The organism is Sphingopyxis sp. NJF-3 (assembly GCF_053514865.1).
In genome coordinates this window covers 3,350,156-3,374,860 of sequence record NZ_CM130726.1, presented here as the reverse complement: position 1 = coordinate 3,374,860, position 24,705 = coordinate 3,350,156, and the positions used below count along the sequence as shown (strand labels likewise).

The 24,705-nt window shown below is 68.7% G+C and carries 14 protein-coding genes; 10 read left to right on the top strand and 4 right to left on the bottom strand.

The genetic code is table 11. The features are described 5' to 3' along the window. Nucleotides 1-20: 20 nt before the first annotated feature. Nucleotides 21-2,234 carry a hypothetical protein gene (locus ACOTSS_RS16280; protein WP_448689031.1) on the top strand — a complete coding sequence of 738 codons (2,214 nt, stop codon included), beginning with the start codon at nucleotides 21-23 and terminating at the stop codon, nucleotides 2,232-2,234. Further along, complete coding sequence (locus ACOTSS_RS16275) at nucleotides 2,231-5,044, top strand: family 78 glycoside hydrolase catalytic domain (RefSeq protein WP_448689030.1); 2,814 nt, start codon at nucleotides 2,231-2,233, stop codon at nucleotides 5,042-5,044. The genes ACOTSS_RS16280 and ACOTSS_RS16275 overlap by 4 nt, the downstream gene beginning before the upstream one ends. A 141-nt stretch (nucleotides 5,045-5,185) precedes the next feature. Here the strand turns inward: ACOTSS_RS16275 and ACOTSS_RS16270 are convergent, their stop codons facing one another. Both ACOTSS_RS16270 and ACOTSS_RS16265 read right to left on the bottom strand, forming a co-directional pair. Continuing rightward, nucleotides 5,186-6,388, bottom strand: a complete 1,203-nt coding sequence (locus ACOTSS_RS16270) for an SGNH/GDSL hydrolase family protein (RefSeq protein ID WP_448689029.1) — start codon at nucleotides 6,386-6,388, stop codon at nucleotides 5,186-5,188. Then, nucleotides 6,385-8,481 carry a beta-galactosidase gene (locus ACOTSS_RS16265; protein WP_448689028.1) on the bottom strand — a complete coding sequence of 699 codons (2,097 nt, stop codon included), beginning with the start codon at nucleotides 8,479-8,481 and terminating at the stop codon, nucleotides 6,385-6,387. Before ACOTSS_RS16265 ends, ACOTSS_RS16270 begins: the two co-directional genes overlap by 4 nt. Before the next feature lie 136 nt (nucleotides 8,482-8,617). Here ACOTSS_RS16265 and ACOTSS_RS16260 point away from each other — a divergent pair, with 136 nt between their 5' ends. The 8 genes from ACOTSS_RS16260 (at nucleotide 8,618) to ACOTSS_RS16225 (ending at nucleotide 21,182) form a co-directional block, all read left to right on the top strand. Continuing rightward, nucleotides 8,618-12,673 carry a glycosyl hydrolase gene (locus tag ACOTSS_RS16260; RefSeq protein WP_448689027.1) on the top strand — a complete coding sequence of 1,352 codons (4,056 nt, stop codon included), beginning with the start codon at nucleotides 8,618-8,620 and terminating at the stop codon, nucleotides 12,671-12,673. A gap of 40 nt (nucleotides 12,674-12,713) precedes the next feature. Next, the gene (locus tag ACOTSS_RS16255; RefSeq protein WP_448689026.1) at nucleotides 12,714-13,754 is read left to right on the top strand and encodes an aldo/keto reductase; all 1,041 of its coding nucleotides are present in this window, start codon (nucleotides 12,714-12,716) and stop codon (nucleotides 13,752-13,754) included. A 103-nt stretch (nucleotides 13,755-13,857) separates the two neighbouring features. Beyond that, nucleotides 13,858-14,613, top strand: coding sequence for a FadR/GntR family transcriptional regulator (locus ACOTSS_RS16250; protein ID WP_448689025.1), 756 nt, complete (start codon nucleotides 13,858-13,860; stop codon nucleotides 14,611-14,613). Nucleotides 14,614-14,834: 221 nt separating this feature from the next. Beyond that, nucleotides 14,835-16,565 carry a beta-L-arabinofuranosidase domain-containing protein gene (locus ACOTSS_RS16245; protein ID WP_448689024.1) on the top strand — a complete coding sequence of 577 codons (1,731 nt, stop codon included), beginning with the start codon at nucleotides 14,835-14,837 and terminating at the stop codon, nucleotides 16,563-16,565. A 3-nt stretch (nucleotides 16,566-16,568) separates the two neighbouring features. Continuing rightward, nucleotides 16,569-17,348, top strand: coding sequence for an SDR family oxidoreductase (locus tag ACOTSS_RS16240; protein WP_448689023.1), 780 nt, complete (start codon nucleotides 16,569-16,571; stop codon nucleotides 17,346-17,348). Between the two features lie 23 nt (nucleotides 17,349-17,371). After that, entirely contained in the window at nucleotides 17,372-18,640 is a 1,269-nt protein-coding gene (locus tag ACOTSS_RS16235) for a ribulose-bisphosphate carboxylase large subunit family protein (protein ID WP_448689022.1), read from the top strand. Beyond that, nucleotides 18,637-19,932, top strand: a complete 1,296-nt coding sequence (locus ACOTSS_RS16230; RefSeq protein WP_448689021.1) for a four-carbon acid sugar kinase family protein — start codon at nucleotides 18,637-18,639, stop codon at nucleotides 19,930-19,932. Before ACOTSS_RS16235 ends, ACOTSS_RS16230 begins: the two co-directional genes overlap by 4 nt. A gap of 2 nt (nucleotides 19,933-19,934) precedes the next feature. Then, entirely contained in the window at nucleotides 19,935-21,182 is a 1,248-nt protein-coding gene (locus tag ACOTSS_RS16225) for an SGNH/GDSL hydrolase family protein (protein WP_448689020.1), read from the top strand. Nucleotides 21,183-21,194: 12 nt separating this feature from the next. On the opposite strand, the gene ACOTSS_RS16220 is transcribed toward ACOTSS_RS16225, so the two are convergent. Both ACOTSS_RS16220 and ACOTSS_RS16215 read right to left on the bottom strand, forming a co-directional pair. Beyond that, nucleotides 21,195-23,282 (bottom strand): beta-galactosidase, encoded by a 2,088-nt coding sequence (locus ACOTSS_RS16220; RefSeq protein ID WP_448689019.1) that lies wholly within the window; start codon nucleotides 23,280-23,282, stop codon nucleotides 21,195-21,197. Next, nucleotides 23,279-24,676: a glycoside hydrolase family 140 protein gene (locus ACOTSS_RS16215; protein WP_448689018.1), complete on the bottom strand. Its 1,398-nt coding sequence runs from the start codon at nucleotides 24,674-24,676 to the stop codon at nucleotides 23,279-23,281. The genes ACOTSS_RS16220 and ACOTSS_RS16215 overlap by 4 nt, the downstream gene beginning before the upstream one ends. Nucleotides 24,677-24,705: the final 29 nt, after the last annotated feature.

The following is a 24,705-nucleotide window of genomic DNA, read 5'->3' as shown; positions in this document are numbered from 1 at the left end:
CACGAACAGGGGGAATGAACATGAAGCTTGGTCTCGTCAGCGCGCTCGCGCTGATCGCCGCGACGCCGGCCGCCGCGCAGGACATTGCGATGCAGCCCTTTCCGGTCGACCATGAGGTGCGCGTCGATTCGGAGGCGGATGCCCGCTTCCTGCTCGACGGGCCGGCGGGCAAATATGGCTTCATCGAGGCGCGCGACGGCCACCTCTATCGCCCCGACGGCAAGCGTTTCCGCTGCTGGGGCGTCAACCTGACCGGCTGGACGGTCGGGGGCGAGGAAATTCCGTCGCACAAGGACGCCGAAACCTATGCGGCGGCACTGGCGCGGCTGGGCGTCAATTGCGTGCGGATGCACTTTCTCGACCGGCCCGATACCGAGAACAAGGTCCGCAACGAAGGCGCCGATCGCGGCCCCAACGCCGGCCCCTTCACCCACGGACCGCGCGGGCTGATCCGGGGCGACGTCGACAACAGCCGCGAGCTCAATGCCGAGCGGCTGGACCGGCTCGACTATTGGTTCGCCGAGCTCAAGAAGAACGGCATCTACGTCAATTTCAACCTGAATGTCGGCCGCGTCTTCAAGCCCGGCGACGGCGTGCCCGACGCCGATCTGATCGGCAATGCCAAGGCCTATACCTACTTCGGGCCGGAGCTGGTCGCGCTGCAGAAGGAATATGCCCAGCAGCTCCTGGGGCACCTCAATCCCTATACCAAGCTGCGTTATGCCGACGACCCGGCAGTGATGACCGTCGAGGTCGTCAACGAGAATTCGATCCTCGAATTCTGGATGCGCAACTGGCTGCGCGGCGAGCGGGTGAAAGGCGGCAAGAACCTCCAGCTCGACATGACGCCGCACTATCAGGCGCTGCTGGTGAGCCTATATAACGACTGGCTGGCCAAGAATCGCAAGCCGGCCGAAATCGCGCAGCTTCGCACGCTGGCCGGCGTCGCGGCGGGGCAGCCGGTGCCCTTCATGCGCCGCGGCGACCATCCGGACGCGCCGCGGCTCCGCCTCGATGCCGAGCTCGGCTTTCTGACGCAGGTGGAGATCGACTTCCACGCCGACATGAAGCGCTTCCTGAAGGAAGAGATCGGGGTGAAGGCGCCGGTCGTCCCGCTCGCCGATCACACCTATTTCATCGCCAACCAGCCGCTGATGCGCACCGCGATGAAGTCCGACATCCTCGATGCCCATGTCTATTGGCAGCATCCCGCCATCTATGGGAAGCGCAACGAGCCGATGGTCAATTCGCCCGACCTGTCGATCATCCAGAAGCTCGCGCGCAGCGCCGCGGTCGGCAAGCCCTATACGGTCAGCGAGGTCAATCATCCCTGGCCGAGCGAATATGGGGCGGAGATGATCCCGATCCTCGCCTCCTACGCGGCGTTGCAGGACTGGGACGGCATCTTCTTCTACACCTTCGAGACGAAGATCAGCGGGCAATGGAAGCCGGCGGTCGCCGATCATTTCGACATCACGCTCGACCCGGCGAAGATGGCGCAGATGCCCGCGGGGGCGATGATCTTCCTGCGCGGTGACGTCTCGGCGGCGAAGGAGGTGATGACGCGCTCCTACTCGACCGACCAGATCAGCGAGGCGTCGCGGATGCCGCGCGCCGAGATGCCCTACTATACGCCGGGTTTCGACAAGACGATCCCGCTCGTCCACGGCTCGCGCGTGTCGTGCCTCGATTGCAAGCCGAGCCTGCCCGCGCCGCTGCCGCCCGCCAACCCGATCGTCTCGGACACCGGAGAGCTGAGCTGGAAGACCAGCGACGGCGAGAACGGCATCGTCAGCGTGAACGCCCCGCGCAGCCAGGCGCTCGTCGGGTTCGTGGGCGCCAACCCCAAGGTGCAGACGCGCAATCTGGCGGCGGGCGATATCCGCAACCGCTTCGCCGCGATCACCCTGTCGTCGCTCGACGGCAAGTCGCTCAATCTTTCGGACCGCATGCTGCTCACCACGACCGGCAAGGTCGAGAACAGCGGGCAGAAATGGGACGAGCGCCGCGCGATGCTGACCGATTGGGGCACCGCGCCGACGCTGATCGAGCCGATCACGGGCTGGATCCAGCTCAAGGATCTGGAGGGCGCGATCGGCGTCTCGGCGCAGGCGCTCGACGGATCGGCGCGGCCGATCGGCCCGGTGATCCGCGGCAAGATGATCGAGCCCGGCTGGGAGATCGCCGTCGGCACGCCCGCGACCACCACCTACCTGATCCGCGTCGAACGATGATCCGCACCCCGCGCGTGACCCGCCGCGGTCTGCTCGCGGCGACGCTGGCGACCTCTATCGTGCCTGGCCGCGCGCTGGCGGCGGGGCGCGGCGGCGTGCGGCCGGTGGACCTGCGCGTCGAGTGGCGCAGCCGGCCGCTCGGTATCGACGGGCTGCGGCCGCGCTTCACCTGGGCGATCGCGGCCGGTGCCGAGGTGCGCGGCGTGCGCCAGTCGGCATGGCGGATCGTGGTGGCGGAGAGCGCGGAGGCCGCGGCGGCGGGCCGGGGCGATATCTGGGACAGCGGCCGGGTGGCGGATCGCCGACTGCGCGGGCAGCCGGCTCAGCATCTCCCCCTGGTTTCGCAGACGCCCTATTTTTGGTCGCTGATGGTCTGGGACGAGGCGGGACGCGCGTCGGACTGGTCAGAGCCCGAGCGCTTCGTCACCGGCGTCATCGGCGACTGGCAGGCGCGCTGGATTGCGGCCGAGAAGGGCTGGCCGGTGGGAATCGCCGAATCGCGCAAGCCCGCGCCGGTGCCAGGGCCCAAGCCGATGCCGCTGTTCCGCCGCGACTTCGCCCTCGACGGGCCGGTCGCGCATGCCTTTCTGTCGATCGTCGGGCTCGGTCATCATGCGGTGAGCATCAACGGGCGCGAGGCGCACGCGTCGATGCTCGATCCGGGCTGGACCGACTATCGCAAGACCACCCTCTACACGACCTACGATGTGACCGACCTGCTGCGGTTGGGCGAGAACGCGATCGGCGTGATGCTCGGCAACGGCATGTACAATGTCGAAGGCGCGGAGGGCCGCTACAAGAAATTCGTCGGCACCTTCGGCCAGCCGCGCCTGCTGGCGCAACTCGTCGTCGTGCTGGCCAGCGGCGAGCGCGTCGTCGTCGCGAGCGACGGCGCGTGGACGACGCGGCCGGGCCCGATCGTCTTTTCGTCGATCTATGGCGGCGAGGATCATGACGCGCGGCGTGAGATCGCGGGCTGGGACCGCGCCGGGGCGCCGCGCGGCGGCTGGGCGCCGGTGCTGCTGGTCGATGCGCCGGAGGGACGTCTGAAGGCGCAGGCGATCCCGCCGATGGCGGTCGCGGCGACCTATCCGACGGTTGCCGTGACCGAGCCGCGGCCGGGCGTCTTCGTCTATGATTTCGGCATGAATTGTTCGAGCCGCCCGGCGCTCGCGGTGCGCGGGCCGGCGGGCGCGACCGTCCGGCTCAGCCCTTCGGAGGTGCTGGGGGCGGACGGCCTGATCGCGCCGCGCAGCATCGGCGCGCGGCCGGGACTGCCGGTGCATTACAGCTACACGCTCGCGGGGCGCGAAGGGGGCGAGACATGGCGCCCGCGCTTCACCTATTGCGGGTCGCGCTATCTTCAGGTCGAAGGCGCGGTGCCGGCCGATCGCGCCGGGCCGGGCGACGTCGCGATCGTCTCGCTCGCGAGCGAGTTCGTGCACACCGACATGCCGCAGGTGGGGCGTTTCGGCGCGGGCCAGGCGCTGCTCGTCCAGACCCACGACCTGATCCGCCAGGCGGTGCTCAGCAATTCGGCGAGCGTGTTCACCGACTGCCCGCACCGCGAGAAGCTCGGCTGGCTCGAACAGGACCATCTCAACGCCGAGACCGTGCTCTATCTCGAGGACGGCGCGACGATGTACGAAAAGACGATCGCCGACATCGTCGACGCGCAATTGCCGAACGGGCAGATTCCCGAGATCGCGCCAGAATATGTCCAGTTCACCGGACCCGACGAGATGTTCCGCGATTCGCCCGAATGGGGCGGCGCGGTCGTGATCGCCGCGTGGAAGGCCTATAAATTCTATGGCGACCCGCGCATCCTCGAAGTCGGCTATCCCGCGATGCGGCGCTATGCCGATCATATCGAGGGCAAGCGCACCGCGAAGGGCCTCGTCGACTATGGCCTCGGCGACTGGCTCGACCTCGGCCCGCGTGAAAACGGCAAGCGGGTCCAGCTGACCAGCATGGGGGTCACCGCGACCGCGACCTATTTCCAGATGCTCGCCTGCCTCGGCGACATCGCGCGGCGCCTGGGGCGGCCGCAGGCGGAAATCGCGGACTTCGCGCGGCGCACGGCGAACGTGAAGGCGGCGTTCAACGCGGCCTTCTACCGCGCCGACAAGGGGCTCTACGACAGCGGCAGCCAGACTGCCAACGCGATGCCGCTGGCGCTCGGCATGACCCCGGTGGGCGAGGCGGGGCGGGTTCTGGATGCGCTGGTCGCCGACATCCGGGCGCGCGGCGATCATGTCAGCGCGGGCGACATCGGCTTTCATTATGTGGTGCGCGCGCTCGCCGAGCACGGCCGGCCCGACGTGCTGCACGCGATGCTCTCGCGCACCGACGCGCCGAGCTATGGCGCGCAGATCGCCGCGGGCGCGACCGCGCTAACCGAGAATTGGGACCCGTCGCACGGCGGATCGCAGAATCACTTCATGCTCGGCCATGCGCTGGGCTGGCTCTATGGCGGGCTCGGCGGGGTGACGGTTGATTTCTGGCGGACGGATGCGCCGCCGATCCGCATCGCGCCGCAATGTGTTCCGGGGCTGGATTCGGCGTCGGCGGAATATCGGTCGGTTCTCGGCCCGATCCGCAGCGCCTGGACGCGCGAAGGACGCCGGATGCGGTTCGACGTCGACATCCCCGCGGGCAGTGACGCGACGATCATACTGCCGGTCGCGCTATCGGAATTGCGCGAGGGGCGTGCGGCGGCGGGACGAGCCCAAGGCGTGGCGCGCGCCGTCGAGCGGGGCGGCGAGACGGTACTGACTGTCGGCTCGGGCCGCTACCGGTTCACGGCTTAAAGGTGTGTCATCCCTGATGGAAACGTCATCCCGGCGAAGGCCGGGATCTCGCCGTTCCGGCCTGCTTCACCGGTGAGATCCCGGCCTTCGCCGGGATGACGAGATAAGGCGAGCGGCGTTTCGGTCTAACCCGATCATGCCCTAGCGGCAGCCTTGGCCCAGGATCACCGGCAGCGCCGTCTTCGCCATCGTCGCATAGCCCGCGTCATTGGGATGAAGATGGTCGCCGATCTGTTCGGAGAGGCGCATCACCGACGGCTTGCCGGGTTCCCCCATCGCCGCGTCGAAGTCGATCAGGCCGTCGAAGCGCGCGCGGTTCGCGCGGATCCAGGCGTTGACCGCCTGGCGGCGCTGCTCGCCCTCCGCGCTCGCATAGGCGGCGCCTTCATAGGGGAGCAGCGTGCCGAAGATCACCTTGAGCCCGCGGCCCTTCGCGCGGGTGAGCAATTGCTCATAGGCGGCGATCAGCCGGTCGGCGGGGGCCTGCCACTCCCTGGCGGGGTCCCTGACGTTGCCGATGTCGTTGATGCCTTCGAGGATCACGACGTGCGTCGCGTTGGGCACGCCGAGCACGTCGCGGTCGAAGCGCGCCAGCGCCGCCGGGCCGCGGCCCTGGCTGAGCAGCCGGTTGCCGCTGATCCCTTCGTTGGCGATCGCCCAGCAGCGCCCCTTCGGGTTCGCGGCGAGCAGGCGGCCGAGCTGGGCGGGCCAGCTCATCGCGCGCGACGCGCCCGCGCCTTCGGTGATCGAATCGCCGAAGGTCACGAGCACGCGGGTGGTCGCCGACGCGCCGCCGACCTCAAGCGCGCTGGCGACGCCGGAGGCGCGCGCGCGGCGCGGATCGGGAAGGTCGACCAGCGCGGTGGCGTCGCCCGCCACGATATCGACCATCTGCGCATGCGCGGGCGGCGCGACCTCGTCGGGAAAATAGATCGACAGGGCGAGCCGTTCGCCGGCCTCGACCGGATAGTCGATGGCATCGGACAGCATCGGCGCATGCGCGGGAATCCGGGCATCGCGGGCGCCGCCGAAGGTCAGCGCACGCAGGCTGCCCGCGACGGGCTTGCCATCCGCGTCGAGCCGGAGGATCGACGCGGCGCCGATGCGCAGCGGCGCCTCCGACAGCTCGTTGCTCAGCCGGACGCGCAGGGTCCGTCCGGCGGTCCCCACGTGCAGCTCCTGCCGCACCGTCTCGTCCTTGAACGGGCGGCCGAGGCCGTCGCGGATCGCGGGCTCGTAACCGATCGGCGGCCCCGACCAGGCGGGCACCCAGCGGTCGGGCTCGGCGGCGTGGACGCTTCCCGCCGCGGCGAGCAGCGCCGCAAGGGCGAGCATCGGCTTCATCGGGCGGCTCCGGACAGGGTGAACCAGGCGACGCCGTGCGCTGCGACCCGGCCGCCCGCCCAGTCGCCGCCGGCCGGTTTCGCGCCGGCGGGAAGCGTCAGGGGATGCGCCTCCTTGCCGTGATTGATCGCGATCAGGATGCGCTTTCCCTTCCCTTCGCGCTCGGCGATTTCGAAGTCGGGATGCGCGCCGGCGATCACCGGCGTCACCTTCGCCTCCGCGAGCAGGTCGGCGGCGAGCGTGTTCATCGTCGCGGGGTCGAGCCAGGCGCCGACATAGGTGATGCTGCCGCTTCCGACCTTGCGCGTGACGATGGCGGCCTTGCCGTCGAGCCAGCCGCCCGGGTCGCGATAGGTGGCGAGCGTGCGCACGTCGGGCGCGGTCGGCGTCAGCTCCTCGGCCCAGATCGACGCCTTGCCGGCGATGGCGCCGGTCAGCGAGACGCCTTCGTCGAGCGCATAATATTGCGCGACCTCGGCGCCGAGCAGGTCGGCGAGCGGCCCCGGCTGGGTGCGGGGATAGAGCGCGTTGGCATCGTCGCGCATCCCCGACCGCGGGCCGAGGACGAGATGCCCGCCGCCGCGGACATAGGCGGTGAGCGCCGCGGCCTCCGTTTCGGTCATCACCATCATGTTCGGCGCGACGACGAGGCGGTAGCGCGCGAGGTCGGCGTCGGGCGAGATCACATGCACGCCCTGCGACTGCACCCGGATCGGCCGGTAGAAATCGGTGAAGGCCTTGATCGGATCGAAATCCCGGTGATGGCGCTGGAGATCGATCGCCCAGCGGCTGTCATAGGAATAGAGCATCGCGACGTCGGCCGCCGGCGCCGTGTCGGCGAGCAGCGGCGCGGCGCGCGTCAGGTCGGCCGAAACGCGGGCGATTTCGGGCTGGATCGGATTGGGCTTGCCGTCCTGGCCCAGGATCGCGCCGTGATAGGTTTCCTGCCCGTTGGCGGCCGGGCGCCACTGCCAATAGAGAATGGCGTCGGCGCCATGCGCCACCGCCTGCCACGCCATTTCGCGCACCTGGCCGGGGTCGAGCGCGCGGTTCACCGGCACCCAGTCGACGCGGCCGGGCTGGGTTTCCATCAGCCAGAAATTGCGCTGCTTGTAGCCGCGCACGAGGTCGTGATTGGCGCCGTTGGCGACCCAGTCGGGGCGGCCGTCCGGAATGTAATTGTCCCACGAGGCGATATCGAGGTCGCGGTGCATGACGAAATGGTCGAAGCCCGCGTTCCAGAACATCGTGTTGGTCGTGATGAAGGAGCGCTTGTCGATCAGCGGCCGGATCGCCTTCACCTGATTCTGGACGAAGTCGGTCCACATTCGGGTGGTGAAATGCCGGAAATCGAGCAGCAACCCGGGGTTCTGCTGGCCGGTCTGGCGCAGCGGCACCTGGTCGAAACTGTTGTAGAACTGGCTCCAATATTGCGTCGTCCAGCGCTTGTTGAGATTGTCGATCGTGCCGTAGCGCTGCTTCAGGAAGGCGTGCCAAGCCGCGATCGCCTCGGGGTCCCACGACGGCGGCCCGACCTCATTGTCGATCTGCCAGCCGACCACCGCAGGGTGCCGGCCGTAGCGTTTCGCCATTTCGGTCGCGATGCGGCGCGAGAAATCGCGGTAGCGCTGGCTGGCGAAGGAGAAGTGGCGGCGCCCGCCGTGGCCGGCGCGCTCGCCCTTTTCGTCGATGCGGAGCGTGTCGGGATAGGCCTGGGTCAGCCACGCCGGCGGCGCCGCGGTGGGCGTGCCGATCACCACCATGAAACCGTGGCGCTGGGCGGCGGCGATCGCGCGGTCCATCCAGGCGAAGTCGAACTTACCTTCGACGGGCTCCATTCGGCTCCATGCGAATTCGCCGATTCGCACGGTGTTGAAGCCGGTGTCGCGCATCATCTTGAGATCGACGTCCCAGCGCTCCTCGGGCCATTGCTCGGGATACCAAGCAACGCCGACCGCGATCGCGGGCCGGTCGGGATAGGCGGTGGCGCGCTGGGGGAAGGCTGTGGGCGCCGTATCGGCGGCGGGCTGCGCGTGCGCCGCGGTTCCCGCCAATGCGACCGCCATCAACGCCCATTTTCCCCAGCCAGCCATGACCCCTCCGATTGTCCGCTTCGTTGAATGTTGGAGAGGCGCATAACATAGTGGCGCGGCAAAATAATAGTTTTATATGACATTTGGCGACGACCTGTTATCGACAGGCGAACCGGGAAAAAGGAGAGGACGAACGATGGCGCGTTTCGGATATTGGCTGGCCGGAAGTGCCTTGATCCTCCTCCCGATCTGGAGCGCGGCGGCGCAGACGGCGCCCGACGGGCCGACGCCCGAGGCGTTCCGCGATCCCCCCGCCGAAGCGCGCCCCGGCACCTTCTACCACTGGATGAACGGCAATGTGACCGCGGCGGGACTCGATGCCGACCTCGCGTCGATGCACGAGATCGGGCTCGGCAGCGTGATGGCGTTCGACGGCAGCAACGACGTGCCCAAGGGGCCGGTCGATTATCTCAGCCCCCACTGGCTCGACCTGATGACGCACATGATGGACAAGGCCGACCAGCTGGGGCTGAAGGTCGGCATGCACAATGCGCCGGGCTGGTCGTCGTCGGGCGGGCCGTGGATCACCCCCGACCGCTCGATGCAGCAGATCAGCTGGACCGAAACCACGGTCACCGGCGGCAAGCCGCTCCGGCTCAAGCTCGCGCGGCCCTATGCGAAGCGCGGCTATTACCGCGATGCCGCGGTGCTCGCCTATCCGGCGAGCGCGGGCGACGACAGCGTCTACCGTGATGCGGTGCAATCGATGCGCGCGGCCCTCGACATAGCGCCGGCGACGCTGACCGATCGCGATCTCCACAGCGCGGCCGAAATCACCCCCGCCGCACCGCTGGTGGTGACGATGAAGCGGCCGTTCGCGGCGCAGTCGGTCACGCTCTATGGCGATGCGGAGTCGGGGCCCTTCACCGCGACGATCGAAGCTTCGACGGACGGCAGCAACTGGACGCGGATCGGGCAGGTGTCGGCGCCCGTCCAGCATGAGCGCGGGATCGAGGCGCCGGGGACGCTCAACTTCCCGGCGGTCGAGGCGCGCTATTTCCGCGTCACGCCCAAGGCCGGGGTCAAGCTGGCCGAGGCTCTGTTCCACGCGACGCCGCGCATCGACGACTGGGGCGCGAAGGCCGAGCATCTCTATCGCCCGCCGACGGCGGTCGAGACGCATCCGACCGATCTGCGCGCCGATGACGCGATCGATCCCGCGAAGGTGATCGACATCACCGCGAACCTCGGTGCCGACGATGCCCTCGACTGGACGCCGCCGCCGGGCCGCTGGACGATCCTGCGCTTCGGCCACACCACGACGGGGCATCTGAACGTCGCGGCGTCGGATGCCGGACGCGGGCTCGAGGTCGACAAGCTCAGCGCCAGCGCGGTCGATTTCCAGTTCGAAAACAGCGTCCAGCGCATGCTGAAGGCGGCCGGACCGCTGGCGGGCAAGGCTTTCGATTCGCTGATGATCGACAGCTATGAGGCGGGGCTGCAGAACTGGACGCCGGACCTGCCGGCCGAGTTCGGCAAGCGCGCGGGCTATGCGATCACCCCCTATCTGCCCGCGCTGACCGGCCGGATCGTCGGTGACCTCGATGCCTCGAACCGCTTCCTGTTTGATTTCCGGCGAACGCTCGCCGACCTGACGGCCGACAATTATTACGGGCGGATGCAGGAGCATGCGCGCGCGGCGGGCCTTAATTTCCATGTCGAAGCCTATGGGCCGGGGCCCTTCGATTCGCTTCAGGTGTCCGGACTGGTCGACGTGCCCTCGACCGAATTCTGGACGCGCACCCCGTGGACCGACAACCGCACGGTCAAGATGGTGGCGTCGGCCGCCCACACATACGGCCGCCCCGTCGTCGCGGCCGAATCCTTCACGGGCGAGGCCGAAACGAGCCGCTGGCAGGATTATCCCTATTCGCTCAAGACCCTGGGCGACCAGATGTTCGTTCAGGGCGTGAACAAGATCCTCTTTCACCGCTACGCGCACCAGCCCAATCCGAACGCCGTGCCGGGCATGACGATGGGGCCGTGGGGGGTGAATCTCGACCGGTCGAACACCTGGTTCGGGCAGGCGCGGCCGTGGATCGACTATCTCGCGCGCAGCCAGTATATGCTGCGCCAGGGCCATTATGTCGCCGATGTGCTGTTCTTCGTCGGGGAGGAGACGCCCAATCAGTCGGAATATGTCCGCCCCGACGTGTCGCCCGACACCAACCCCAGGATCGGCCAATATTTCGACCCGCAGATGCCGCCCGGCGGCTATCAGTATGACCTCGTCAATGCCGAGGTGCTGCTGACGCGGGCGAGCGTGAAGGACGGGCGGATCGTGCTGCCCAACGGCGCGAGCTATCGCCTGCTGGTGCTGCCCGCGACGCTTTCGAGCATGACGCCGAAGCTCGCCGCGCGCCTCCGTTCGCTGGTCGAGCAGGGGGCGGCGATACTGGGGCCCAAGCCCGAGCATTCGATGACGCTGGCGGGCAAGGCCGACGGCGACGCGGCGTTCCGCGGCGCGATCGACGGGCTGTGGGGCGCGGCTTCCCCGGACGCCGCGCCGCGCAAGGTGGGCGCGGGCACGGTCTTCGCGCAGGGCAGCATCGCCGACGCGCTGACCGCGCTCAAGGTCGCGCCCGACGCGCAATGCCGCACGCGGACGCCCGATGGGCAGCTCGTGTGGATGCACCGCGCGCTGACCGGCCGCGATATGTATTTCGTCGCCAACCGCCAGCGCCGTGCGGAGACGGTGACCTGCACCTTCCGCGTCGGCGACGCGGCGCCCGCGCTCTGGGATGCCGAGACCGGGACGATTGCCCGGCCGGCTTTGTTCGAGACCGGCCGCGACGCGACCACGGTAACCTTCGACCTGACACCCGCGGGCTCCACCTTCGTCATGCTCGACGATGCCGCGGGCGCGAAGGGCGTGGGCTGGGTCGCGCGCGATGGCCAGCGCGTCGCCGCGGTCGATCCCGCACCGGCAACGCGGGCGGAGGCGCCCGCCGACAGCTTCACCCTGTCGCTCTGGGCCAAGCCCGATATCGACCTGCGCGTCATGCCCGATGAAGCCGTCGACGGACGGATCAACGAGACCGGCAAGAATTACCTGATCAATGCCCGCTCGGGCCGCGACATGCACGGCGACGGCACGGCGATCGCGGGCCTCGCGCTCGGGCGCAACGGCGCCTTCGTGATCGAGCGCGCATCCCCCGACAGCGTGCCGGCGGTGCTGGTCAGCCACGCGCCGGTCGCCGGCTGGACGCATGTCGCGCTGGTCTATGATCGCGGCACGCCGAGCCTGTATCTGAACGGCAAACTCGTGCGGACCGGCCGCAAGAGCGAGCGCCGCGTGTTCGCGGGCGGCAGCGATGCGCCGTCGCCCAATGGCGTCACCTATTTCTTCGAAGGCAATGCGACGCCGCTCGCGACGGTGCCGCGCGCGCTCTCGGCGGCGGAGATCGCGTCCAAGGCTGCGGGCGGTCCGCCGCCCGCGCCGATCGCCGCCACGCCGGTGGCGCTCGAACGGCGCGGCGACGGGCGGCTGCAGGCGCTCGTATGGGAAAGCGGGCGCTACACGGTCGAGGGCAGCGGCAGCTTCACCGCGAAGATTCCCGCGCCGATCACGGTCGAGGGCGCGTGGACCGTGCGCTTCCAGCCCGGCCGCGGCGCGCCCGAGACGATCACGTTGCCGCGCCTCGCGTCGCTCAGCCGTCACGCCGACGACGGTGTGCGCCATTTCTCGGGCACCGCGACCTACGAGCGGACGATCGACGTGCCCGTGGCCGCGCTTCGGAAGGGGCGGCGCGTGTTCCTCGATCTCGGGCGGGTCGAGGTGTTGTCGGGGGTCAAGGTCAACGGGACCGATCTCGGCGTCGTGTGGAAGGAGCCCTATCGCGTCGACATCACCGATGTGGTCAAGCCGGGCGCGAACCGCGTGTCGCTCGCCGTCACCAATTTGTGGGCCAACCGGATGATCGCCGACGCGGCGCTGCCCGAGGAAGGCCCGTTCGTCGACGCCGAATGGCCGGTCGGCGAGCGTTTTTCGGTGGACGGTAAGAAAACCCCGGTCATGGCGCGCAAGATCACCGCGCTGCCGGAGTGGTACAAGGCGGGCGAGGCCAAGCCCGCGGGTGGGCGCGTCACCTTCTCGACCTGGACCTTCTACGGCAAGGACGAGCCGTTGCTCGATTCGGGGCTGCTCGGACCGGTGCGGCTGCTGTTCGCGGACGAGGTGACGGTCAAATGAACGGTGCGCGCTCCCCTGCTGGCGCAACGAAGGGGTCGGGATGAAATACGCGCTGCTCGGCAACACCGGCCTGATCGTGTCGCGCCTGGCGTTCGGCGCGCTGACGCTGACGCGGGGCGACACCATGTCGGGCATCGCCAAGCTGCAGGGAGCCGATGCCGATGCGATCGTCGGCCGGGCGCTCGATGCGGGCGTCAACTTCTTCGACACCGCCGACATCTATGCCTCGGGGCAATCGGAGGAGGTGCTCGGGAAGGCGCTGGCGCCGCATCGCGACGGCGCGGTCATCGCGACCAAGGTGATGGGCCGCACCGGAAGCCCGATCGTCCAGGCGGGCCTTGGCAAGCGCCATGTGAGCTGGGCGATCGAGCAAAGCCTGCGGCGGCTCGGCACCGGCTGGGTCGACGTCTATATCGCGCACAACGAGGATCCCTACACGCCGCTCGAGGAGACGCTCGAGGCGCTCGACGCTGTCGTGCGCGCCGGCAAGGCCCGCTATCTCGGCTTTTCCAACTGGTCGGCGTGGAAAGTCGCCGCGGCGCTCGAACTGCAGCGCGCAAACGGATGGGCGCCCTTCACGCACGGGCAGGTCTATTATTCGCTGCTCGGCCGCGACATCGAACGCGATCTGGTGCCGCTGACGCAGCGCTACGGGACCGGCCTGACCGTCTGGGGCCCGCTCGCCGGCGGGTTCCTGTCGGGCAAGTACCGACGCGATGCCGCGGCGGCGCCCGGCGACCGGCTCGCGTCGATCGATCCGCTGCCGTTCGATCGCGACCTGGGTTTCGCGGTGCTCGACGAACTGCGCGCGATCGCTGGCGACACGGGCGCCAGCGTCGCGCAGGTGGCGCTCGCCTGGCTGCTCGCGAAGCCCGCGGTGACCAGCGTGATCCTGGGGGCGTCGAGTGCGCCGCAACTGGACGAAAATCTCGGCGCGCTCGATTGTTCGCTCGATCCCGCGACGCTGGCGCGGCTCGATGCGCTGACCGAGCCGGCCGAACTCTATCCGCACTGGCACTGGCGGGGCGCCGCCGACCGCGTCATCGAGGAGGCGATCGGAAAGGATGGCGGGCGCGGATGATCGAAATGCGCGCCACTTCGCTTGCACGGCCGCGCGCGATAATATTATGAATTGCTGCTGTACTGAATGACCGACTCCGGAATCTTTTGAGGAAAAAATAAACATGCACGCGCAATCGAATTTCGGACGGTTCACCGACACCGCGCTTTCGAGCCACGACCAGGTGGCGCGCGCGCTGGGCGGGGAAATCCTGGCCGGCGTCTATCCGCCGGGCGCCAAGCTGCCCTCCGAAGCCGAGATGCTCCACCGCTTCGGCGTGTCGCGCACCGTGCTGCGCGAGGTGTTCAAGACGCTGACGGCCAAGGGGCTGATCGTGTCCAAGACGCGCGTGGGCACGACCGTGCTCGACAGCGCCTTCTGGAATTTCTTCGATGCCGACGTGCTGGCGTGGAAGGTCGCGCAGGGGTTCGACATCGCCTTCATCCGCGATCTCGCCGCGATCCGTGTCGCGATCGAGCCGGCCGCGGCGCGCGCGGCGGCGGAAAATGCGACGGCGAAGGATATCGCGTCGATGCGCCGCAGCGTCGCGAGCATGGCGGCGGCATCCACCAGCGCGAGCGAGTTCGCCGAAGCCGACCTCGAATTCCACAAGGCGGTCGGGCAGGCGTCGGGCAACGTCCTGATGCGGTCGCTGGCGGCGGTGATCGAAACCGCGCTGCTCGCCTCGTTCCGGATGAGCTCGCCGGTGCACGAGGCCGAGGAACATGACGACAGCGTGAAGGGCCATAGCCGGATCGTCGACGCGATCGAGGCGGGCGACGGCGAAGGGGCCGCGCAGGCGATGCGCGCGATCATCGGCCACGGTGTCGAGCGCATCGAGCGCGCCAAGGCGTCGCGCAAGCGCCGCTCCGCGCGCTAGACGGCGCCCGATCGCCGGCCCGAATGCACGCCGCGCTTGCGCGCGCGATTTGTATTATTATAAACATAATCCGATCGGGGTAGCGCGCGCGAATCGGCGCGCCGACATCGCATGAGAGGATTGGTATGAAGGGCATGGAGCTGGCGGGTGTTTCCCGCCGAGAGTTCGTTCACTGCGCAGCCTGCGCTACGGCCGCCGCGAGTTCGCTGGCGGTGAGCCCGATGGCCCTGGCCGCGGCGCAGCCGGCCGCGCTCCGCGGCAAGGAAGCCGTGCACGAATTTCCCTATGGCGCGGTCAAGCTGACCGGCGGCCGCATCAAGCGCCAGTTCGACCATATCCACGCGCATTTCCTCGCGCTCGACAACGACCGGATCCTCAAGGTCTTCCGCCAGAATGCGGGTCTTCCCGCCCCCGGTCCCGACATGGGCGGCTGGTACGACCGCGACGGTTTCGTCGCCGGCCTCACCATGGGTCAATATATCTCGGGCCTCGCCCGCCTCGGCGCCGCGACCAACGATAAGGCCGCGCACGAAAAGGTGGCGCTGCTGGTCAGCGAGTGGGGCAAGGCGATGGTCACCGCCACCAACCCCTATGCCGGCCCCAAGGCGCAGGCGCAGTGGGCCGCCTATGTGATGGACAAATATGTCGTCGGGCTGGTCGACGCCTACCGGCTGAGCGGCGTCGAACAGGCGAAGACGCTGCTGCCGATCATCATCGAAAAATGCCGCCCCTATATCTCGCCCGTCTCGCGCGACCGGATCGGCAAGGTCGATCCGCCCTATGACGAGACCTATGTCATTTCGGAGAATCTGTTCCACGTTGCCGAAATCACCGGCGACCAGAAATATCACGACATGGCGGTCCACTATCTTCTGAATAAGGAATGGTTCGACCCGCTCGCCGCTGGCCAGGACGTGCTTCCCACCAAGCACGCCTACAGCCACACGATCGGCAATGCCTCGGGCGCGCAGGCCTTCCTCCACCTCGGCGACGAGAAATATCGCAAGGCGCTGATCAACGCGTGGAAGTTCATGGAGCCGCAGCGTTTCGCCAGCGGCGGCTGGGGCCCCGAAGAACAGTTCGTCGTGCTCGGCCAGGGGAATCTCGCCAAGAGCCTCGGCAGCTCGAAGGCGCATTTCGAGACGCCGTGCGGCGCTTTCGCCGACCTCAAGCTCGCGCGCTATCTGGTCCGCTTCACCGGCGAGGCGCAATATGGCGACGGCCTCGAACGCACACTCTACAACACGATGCTCGCCACGCGCCTGCCCGACAGCGACGGCGGCTATCCCTATTATTCGGATTATGGCGCGGCGGGCGAGAAACGCTACTATCACCAGAAATGGCCGTGCTGCTCGGGCACGCTGGTGCAGGGCGTCGCGGACTATGTCCTCAACGCCTATTTCCACGACGACGACAATCTGCTGGTCAACCTCTATACCCCGTCCGAAGTCACTTGGGATCGCGCGGGCGGCGCCGTCGAGGTGGTGCAGGAGACCGACTATCCGGTCGGCGACAGGGTGAAGCTGACGGTGCGCAAGGCCGGGAACGGCCGCTTCGCGATGAAGCTGCGCATCCCGGCATGGACCCGCGGCGCGAGCCTGTCGGTCAACGGCCGCGCGCAGGAGGCTACTCCCGGCCAGCTTGCCGTCGTGAGCCGCAACTGGAAGGCCGGCGACACGGTCGAGCTGACCATCCCGCAGCCGCTTCGCACCCTGCCGATCGATCCCGAAAATCCCAATCTTCAGGCGGTGATGCGCGGCGCGGTGATGTATGTCGGCATCAATCCCTGGGAAGGGATCGACAAGGAGGCGATCGCGCTGCCGGGCGCGCTCGAGCCGATGCCGGGCCATGCCGAAAGCTATCGGGCGAAGGTCGGTCAGCGCAATCTGGTGTTCGTGCCCTATTATGCGGTCGATACCGAACGCACGACGACCTATTTCAAGACCGCCTGACCGATGCGCCGCTTCGAGGGCGAATGCGTCGTCATCTCGGGCGGCAACAAGGGGATCGGCCTCGCGATAGCCGAGCGGTTCGCGGCCGAAGGCGCGAATCTGGTGATCGGCGCGATCGAGGAGGATCAGTCGGCCGCGCGGGCGGCGCTGGCGGGCTACGGCGTTGGCGTCGTGACGCGCCGCTGCGACGTGACCCGCCCTGCCGAGGTGCGCGCGCTGTTCGACGAGGCCGAGGCCTTCGGCGGCGTCGACGTCGCGGTGCAGAATGCCGGCGTCATCACCATCGCCCGGGTCGAGGACCTCACCGAAGCCGAGTGGGACCTGAACCTCGCGGTTAATACCAAGGGCGTATTCCTCTGCTGTCAGGAAGCGATCGGGCGGATGCGCGCGCGCGGCAAGGCGGGGCGTCTGATCAACACGGCGTCGGGGCAGGCGCGCGACGGCTTCATCTACACGCCGCACTATGCCGCCTCGAAGTTCGGCGTGGTCGGCCTGACCCAGAGCCTCGCCAAGGAGGTCGCGGTGGAGGGCATCACGGTCAACGCGATCTGCCCCGGCATCATCCACACCGACATGTGGGATTATAACGACCGCGAATGGGGCAGGCTGATGGGCGACTATGGCCCCGGCGAGCTGATGGCGGAATGGGTCGCGGGCATCCCGATGAAGCGCGCGGGCCAGGGCAGCGACGTCGCCGCGCTGGTCGCTTTCCTCGCCAGCGATGATGCGAGCTATATCACCGGCCAGACCATCAACGTCGATGGCGGGCTGATCATGTCCTGACGCACGAGGAACCCAGTAAACCCATGACCGAACTGCGCATCACCGCCACTTACTGGATCGAGACCGCCTTTCCGCTTGCTGAGGCGGCGGAAACGATGGCCGGCGAGCAATCGACGGGCACTTTCGTCCGCGTACCCGGCGAGACCGACGAACTGCGCGAGGCGCATGCGGCGCGCGTCGAGGAGATCGTCGAGCTGGGCGAAGCGGCCGCGCCCTCGCTGCCGGGATCGGGGTTGCCGAAGTCGGGCGATGCGACCCGCCGCACCGCGCGCGTGCGGCTGTCGTGGCCGGTCTCGAACATGGGACTCTCGCTTCCCAACCTGCTCGCGACGATCAACGGCAACCTCAGCGAGCTCAAGGCCTTCTCGGGCCTGCGCCTGCTCGATGTCACGCTGCCGCCCGAGTTCCTGACCTGCTATCAGGGGCCGCAATTCGGGGTGGAGGGCACGCGCCGGCTCGCCGGCGTCCACGGTCGCCCGATCATCGGCACGATCATCAAGCCGAGCGTCGGCCTGTCGCCCGAGGCGACCGCCGAGCAGGTCCGCGGGCTGGTCGAGGCGGGCATCGATTTCATCAAGGACGACGAACTGCAGGCCGACGGGCCGCATTGCCCCTTCGACGCGCGGGTGCGCGCGGTGATGCGGGTGATCGACGATCATGCCGACAAGACTGGCAAGAAGGTCATGTATGCCGCCAACCTGACCGGCGAGATCGACGAGATGCTGGCGCGGCACGATTTCGTGCTGGCGGCCGGCGGCACCTGCGTGATGGCGAGCATGAATTCGATCGGCCTGCCGGCGATGAAGGTCCTTCGCGCGCATTCGCAGCTGCCGATCCACGGCCATCGCAACGGCTGGGGCCTGCTCGGCCGCTCGCCCGCGATCGGCATGAGCTATATCGCGTTCCAGAAGCTGTGGCGGCTCGCCGGCATCGACCACACCCATGTGAACGGCATCGATAATAAATTCTGCGAGAGCAACGAGAGCGTGATCGCCTCGGCGCGCGAATGCCTGACCCCGATGTTCGACCCGCCGCATCCGGGCTGCGAGATCATGCCGGTCTTCTCCTCGGGCCAGTCGGCGCGGCAGGCGGCGCCGACCTATGCGGCGCTCGGCTCGGTCGACTGCATGTTCGCGGCGGGCGGCGGAATCATGGCGCATCCGGGTGGACCCGCAGCGGGCGTCCGCGCGCTGCGTCAGGCCTGGGACGCCGCGGTCGCGGGCGTCCCGGTCGACGAGGCCGCGAAGGACGCGCCCGAGCTCGCCGCTGCGCTGGGGGCGTTCGGCGGGTGAGCCTGCTCTACGCTTTTTACGGGGACGATTTCACCGGCTCGACCGACGTGCTCGAACAGCTCGCCGAGGGCGGGGTGCCGTCGGTCCTGTTCCTGCGGGTGCCCGACGCCGCGCTCCGCGCGCGCTTCGCCGACGCGCGCGCGATCGGCATCGCGGGCGACAGCCGCAGCCGCCCGCCGGCGTGGATGGACGCCCATCTGCCCGCCGCCTATGGCGCGCTCGGCGAGGCCGCGATCGTCCATTACAAGACCTGCTCGACCTTCGATTCCAGCCCCGAAACCGGCTCGATCGGGCGGGCGCTCGATATCGGCCTGCGCCGCTTCGATGGGCGCGCCGCGATCATGGTCGGCGCGCCGCATCTGCGGCGCTACGTCGCCTTCGGCAATCTGTTCGCGGCGGCGGGCGAGGAGGTCTATCGCATCGACCGCCACCCGACGATGTCGCGCCACCCGGTCACGCCGATGCACGAGCCCGACCTGATCCGGCATCTGGCGGCGCAGACCGAGGCGTCCATCGCGCTGGTCTCGCTCGAAGCGATCCGCGCCGGCCGCGCGGGCGAAGCGTTCGACGCCGCCGATGCCGACGCGGTGCTGTTCGACGGACTATCGATGGACGACCTTGCCGCGACCGGCGGTGTGCTGACCGGGCGCGGGGTGCGCTTTGCCGTGGGCAGCTCGGGCGTCACGCGCGCGCTCGTGCTGGCCTGGCGCGCCGCGGGGCGGATCGCGCAGGCGCCCGCCGAGGCGCGCGCCGCCGAGGCCGACCGCCTGCTCGTCGTCAGCGGAAGCTGTTCGCCCGTCACCGCCCGGCAGATCGCGCGCGCGCCGGCCTCCGGCTTCGCGACCATAGCGGCCGATGTGGGCGCGCTGCTCGACGGGTCGTCGGCCGAAGCCGCGCGGCTGGCGGACGCCGCCCTCGCCGGCCTGGCGCACGGCCGCCGCGCCGTGATCCACTCGGCCGAGGGTCCGCTCGACCCCGCCGCGCCGGCGGCCGGCGAGAAATTGGGTGAGGCGCTCGGGCGGATCGCGCTCGATGTCGTCCGCCGCGCGAGCCTCAAACGGCTGCTGTTCGCGGGCGGCGACACGTCGAGCCACGGGGTCGCGCAATTGGGCATCGATGCGCTGAGCTGGGCGGCGCCGATCGAGCGCGGCGCGCCGCTGGTGCGCGCGCATGCCGAGGACCCCGCGATCGACGGGCTCGAACTCGTGCTCAAGGGCGGCCAGATGGGCAGTGAGGACTTCTTCGAGGCGGTGCGGCAGGGGCGTTCGGCCCCGCCCGCCGACGCGCCGTGACGATGCGGCTGGCGCGCCTCGGCCTGCTGGCCGCGGCCCTGCTCGGCCAGGGGGCCGCGGCGCAGGACCATCGCCCGCAATGGGTCGAGGCCTATCAATCGAGCCCGGCCGACTTCGACTTCGTGATCCCGAAGGATATGAAGCTCCCCGACGAAGCGCGCGAGCGGCTGCGCGATCGCCCGCCCGTGGTCGGAACCTTGCGCATGCGGTTGACGCTGGGGGCATCGGGCCATGCGCTCCGCATCCGGATTTCGAACGAGGACGGCACGCAGCCGCTGGTCGTCGACGGTGCCAGCGTCGGCCTCGCCGCCGAGAGCTTCGACGCGCGCGCCGGAACGCTCCGCCCGCTCGCCTTCGGGGGCCAGCGGCGCATCACCATCGCCCCGGGCGCGCCGGCGCTCAGCGATCCGGTCGACCTCGACGCCGCCGCGCTCGATGATATCATCATCAGTCTGCATCTGCCGCGGCCTCTCAAGCTCAAGGCGTTCGGCAACCAGCGGATGGCGTTCGCGGCGGGGGATCAGTCACTGTCGCCGCGGCTTGACGGCGGCGACACGATCATCGGACGGCCTCCGGTCAGCGGCGCGCTGGTTCTGAGCGCACATCCGCCGCGGGTCGTCGTCGCATTGGGCGATTCGATCACCGACGGCAACCGGCCATACGCCGGACAGTTGCACGGGTGGCCCGAACAGCTGCTGCGCCGTCTGGTCGCGGCCGGGGGGAGCGATCCGGTGACCGTCGTCAATGCCGGCATCGGCGGCAACCGGGTGCTGTCGACGAGCTGGGGCGATGCCGCGCTCGCGCGGTTCGATCGCGATGTCGCGCGGGTCAGGGGCGTGTCGCACGTCATCCTGCTCGAAGGCATCAACGATATCGGCCACGGCGGCTCGAGCACGATGTTCGGCCGGAACCCGCCGCTCGACGTTGCCGACCTGATCGCCGGATATGAGCAGATCATCGCCCGCGCACATGTCGCGGGGATCAAGGTCGTGATGGGGACGCTGACGCCCTTCGGCGGATCGACCAGCCATTCCCCCGAGCGCGAGGCGCAGCGTCAGGCGGTGAACCAGTGGATTCGCACCGCCGGCATCGCCGACGCCACTATCGATTTCGATGCGGCGGTCCGCGATCCCGGCAATCCGCTGCATCTGCGTCCCGACTATGATTCGGGCGATCATATCCACCCCAGCGAAGCGGGTTATCGCGCGATGGGCGATGCGATCGACCTTTCGCTGTTCGAGCCGGACTGACCCGACTCCGCTCTAGCGCGTGTTGCGCGACAGCACCGCGACGCCCTCGGCGGCCAGCGTCACCTTCGCCACCCGATCGCCGCCCAGCACATCGGTCATCGCCGCGGGCAACGTCACCTCGCGCGGCTCGCGGCCGTGGTTGACCAGGATCACGATCTCGCGGCCCTCGCCCTCGCGCGTCATCAGTTCGACATTCTCGGGCACCGCGAAGGCGCGCGCCACGCCGGCGTCGTTCAGCGCGCCGTCGATCAGCCCCTTCATCACCGCATCGTCGACGAGCGCGCCGACATAGGTGATGCGGCCCTTGCCGACCTTGCGGCTGATCACCGCGGGCTTGCCGTCGAGCCAGCCGTTCGCCTGACCATAGCGCAGCAGCACCTCGGTATCGGGGGCGCTGGTCGAAAGCGCTTCGGCCCAGATGCTCGCCTTTCCCGATCCCACCGCGATCTCTTCGTCGAGCGCGTAATACTGCTCGACCTGCCCGCCGAGCAGCGCCGCGAGCGGTCCCGGCTGGCGCACCGGTTCGAGACGGTCATATTCGTCCTTCATGCCCGATCGCGGCCCCAGGATCAGGTGGCCGCCGCCGCGGACATAATCGGCGAGGCGCCGGGCCGCCGCGTCGGTGATGACGTTCAGGCTTGGCGCGACCACCAGCTTGTAGCGCGCGAGCGGCGCTTCGGCCGCCTCGACCACGTCGATCGCGCCGAGCGCGTTTTTGAGCGGTCGATAATAGTCGAGCAGCACCTCGATCTGGTCGTAATCCTTGTGGTGAAGCTGGAAGTCGATCGCCCAGCGGCTGGGATAATCCTGCAGGATCGCGACCGGCGATACCGGCGTCGTGCCCGCGAGCGCCGCCGAGGCCTTGGCGAAATCGCGGCCGATCTGCTCCACCTCGGCATAGATGGGGAGCGGCTTGCCGTCGGGGCCGACGATCGATCCGTGCATCGTCTCCTGCCCGTTGAGGGCGTTGCGCCACTGCCAATAGAGCACCGCGTCGGCGCCGTGGCCGACCGCCTGCCATGCGAGCGCGCGCGTTTCGCCGGGGTAGAGCATGTTCGACACCGGCGCCCAGTTCACGAAGCCCGGCTGGGTTTCCATGACCCAGAAATTCTGCCGCTTCCACCCGCGCACCAGATCGTGCGTCGCGCCGTTGCGATAGGGCTTGAGGTGCCCCATGCCGACATAATCGTCCCACGAGGTCACATCGAGGTCGCGGTTCATATCGTAGCGGTCGAAGCGGTTGGCCCAGCCGAGGCCGCCGAAGTTGATCGTGATGAACTGCTTGTCGCCGATCACCGCGCGGAGCGCGTCGATCTGGTTGCGATGGAAGGCGCGCCACTGCGAGGTAATGAAGCGCTTGAGCTCCAGCATCCAGCCCGGGTTCGCCTTGTCATTGTTGAACGGCACCTGCTCCCAGTCGGTATAGGTCTGCGACCAATAGGCGGTGGTCCACGCCGCGTTGAGCTTGTCGAGCGTGCCGTAGCGCTGCTTGAGCCACGCGACCCAGGCGGCGCGCGCCTCGGGATCATAGCTTTCGTCGGTTGGCTCGTTGCCGATCTGCCAGCCGATGACATTGGGTTCGTCCTTCAGCGCCTCGGCCATCTTGGTGACGATCGTTCGCGCGAAGGCGCGGTAGCGCTGCGACGAGATCGAGAATTGGCGGCGCCCGCCATGGCCGAGGCGCTTGCCGCTGCCGTCGACCTGCAGCGTGTCGGGATATTTCTGCGTCATCCACGCCGGCGGCGTGTCGGTCGGCGTGCCGATGACGACCTTCATGCCATATTTGCCGGCGAGGCGCACGGCGCGGACCAGCCAGCCCATCTCATACCGGCCCTCGGTCGGTTCCATCCGGCTCCAGGCATATTCGCCGATGCGCACGACATTCGCGCCGTGCCCCCGCATCAGGCGGAGATCCTCCTCCCACGCGCTTTCGGGCCATTGTTCGGGATACCAGGCCGAGCCGAGCCACAGCCGTTCGTGCGCGACGTCGCGCGCCGCCGCCGACGCCTTTTGCGCGGCCGTCTGGGCGAGCGCCGTGTGCGGCGCGGCGGCTCCTGCGAGCAGGGCGAGCGCGGCGAGGGGGAGAGCGAAGGTCTTCACGGGTTGGTCCTTGTCATCGAGGCGTCGTCGAGCAGCAGCGCCCAGTCGTTGCCGGGCGCGGGCGTGCCCGGCGGGGTGAACAGCCGCTTGCCTGTGTTCGCGAAGGTGCCGATCGGCGTCGCCCTGCCGGTGCGCGGATCGAACCAGGCGGCGCGCACGCGCTTGCCGCTGATCTTGCCCATCTGCACGTGGAAGGGGCGGCCGGTGTAGGTATAGGCGATGGCGTAGCTCTTGCCCCGGCTCGCGGCGACCCGCTCGTAACGGGGGCCGCTGTCGGGAACGAGCGACTGGTCGGGCACGCGCTCGAGGAAGGGGCGCGAGAGGATCAGGTCCTTCAGATGGTGCATCTGGGTGGCGCCCGGCGCGTCGAGCGCCTCCTGCCACGAGAGGGTGGGCCAATAGGCGTTGGCCTGCGTCCCGCGGACGAAGAACTGCATCACGCTGTTCTCGCCATAGGTGTGACCGAAGGCGCCCGCGAGCACCGACCACCAGGCATAGCGGCGCACGTCGGCCGGGCCCCAGCGCGGCTCGGGTGCCCGGTCGAGCCCGTGCGGAATATTCTCGTAGCTCGGCTCGGCGTCGATCGTCGGCTTGGCCGGGCTGCGCGACAGGTCGTCGGTGGTGTAGACCCAATTATCCTCGCCGCGCGCGTTGAGCTGATGGTCCTGCGCGTAGCTCTGGTGGCCCGACTGATACATGTTGAAGTCGAGCCATTCGGCCGTGTGGAACATCCAGGATGAACTGGCGCGCCCGGCGGGGTGATAGGTCATGAGGTGATCGGGGTCGATCGCGCGGATCGTCTTGCCGAGCGTGTCCCAGGCGAGCGGCGAGAGTTCGGGATAGCGGTCGCCGCCGTTCACCCAGATGAGGTTCGGCTTGTCCTTGTAGCGTTCGGCGACGAACTTGCCGATGACCGGGGCGGTGTCGGCGTTGAGCAGGCGGAAGTCGGCGAAATCACCCCAGACGGGAACCAGCGCGATGTAAAGGCCGTGCGCCGCGGCGCGGTCGAACACCCAGTCGAGATGGTCCCAATAATCATATTCGCCGGGCTTCGCGGGGTCGCTGCCCGGCGTGACGCGCGGCCGGGTAAGGTCGCCGTCGACCAGCGCCGGGCCGGCGACGGGATTGGCCATGGTCGGGCGATGCAGCATCATCACCTGGATGACATTATAGCCCTGCGCCTCGCGCTTGGCGAAATAGCGCTCGGTCTCCTCGCGGTCGAGCTTGGCGAGCAACAGCCAGCCGGTGTCGCCGAGCCAGAAGAAGGGCTTGCCGCCCGCTTCGAGATAGCGGCCGCCCGCCGACACGGTAAGCGGCGGTGTCTTGTCCTGCGCGATGGCGGGCGTCGCGGTCGACAGGGCGGCAGCGGCAAGCACGGTCATCAGGCGGCGCATGTCATTCATCCCCTCGGTTCTTCCGCCCG

Coding starts and splice junctions, on each gene's coding strand:
- ACOTSS_RS16250 (WP_448689025.1), top strand. CDS start 13,858: ATGCACGCGCAATCGAATTTCGGACGGTTCACCGACACCGCGCTTTCG.
- ACOTSS_RS16225 (WP_448689020.1), top strand. CDS start 19,935: ATGCGGCTGGCGCGCCTCGGCCTGCTGGCCGCGGCCCTGCTCGGCCAG.
- ACOTSS_RS16260 (WP_448689027.1), top strand. CDS start 8,618: ATGGCGCGTTTCGGATATTGGCTGGCCGGAAGTGCCTTGATCCTCCTC.
- ACOTSS_RS16235 (WP_448689022.1), top strand. CDS start 17,372: ATGACCGAACTGCGCATCACCGCCACTTACTGGATCGAGACCGCCTTT.
- ACOTSS_RS16280 (WP_448689031.1), top strand. CDS start 21: ATGAAGCTTGGTCTCGTCAGCGCGCTCGCGCTGATCGCCGCGACGCCG.
- ACOTSS_RS16255 (WP_448689026.1), top strand. CDS start 12,714: ATGAAATACGCGCTGCTCGGCAACACCGGCCTGATCGTGTCGCGCCTG.
- ACOTSS_RS16240 (WP_448689023.1), top strand. CDS start 16,569: ATGCGCCGCTTCGAGGGCGAATGCGTCGTCATCTCGGGCGGCAACAAG.
- ACOTSS_RS16265 (WP_448689028.1), bottom strand. CDS start 8,481: ATGGCTGGCTGGGGAAAATGGGCGTTGATGGCGGTCGCATTGGCGGGA.
- ACOTSS_RS16275 (WP_448689030.1), top strand. CDS start 2,231: ATGATCCGCACCCCGCGCGTGACCCGCCGCGGTCTGCTCGCGGCGACG.
- ACOTSS_RS16215 (WP_448689018.1), bottom strand. CDS start 24,676: ATGCGCCGCCTGATGACCGTGCTTGCCGCTGCCGCCCTGTCGACCGCG.
- ACOTSS_RS16245 (WP_448689024.1), top strand. CDS start 14,835: ATGGCCCTGGCCGCGGCGCAGCCGGCCGCGCTCCGCGGCAAGGAAGCC.
- ACOTSS_RS16270 (WP_448689029.1), bottom strand. CDS start 6,388: ATGAAGCCGATGCTCGCCCTTGCGGCGCTGCTCGCCGCGGCGGGAAGC.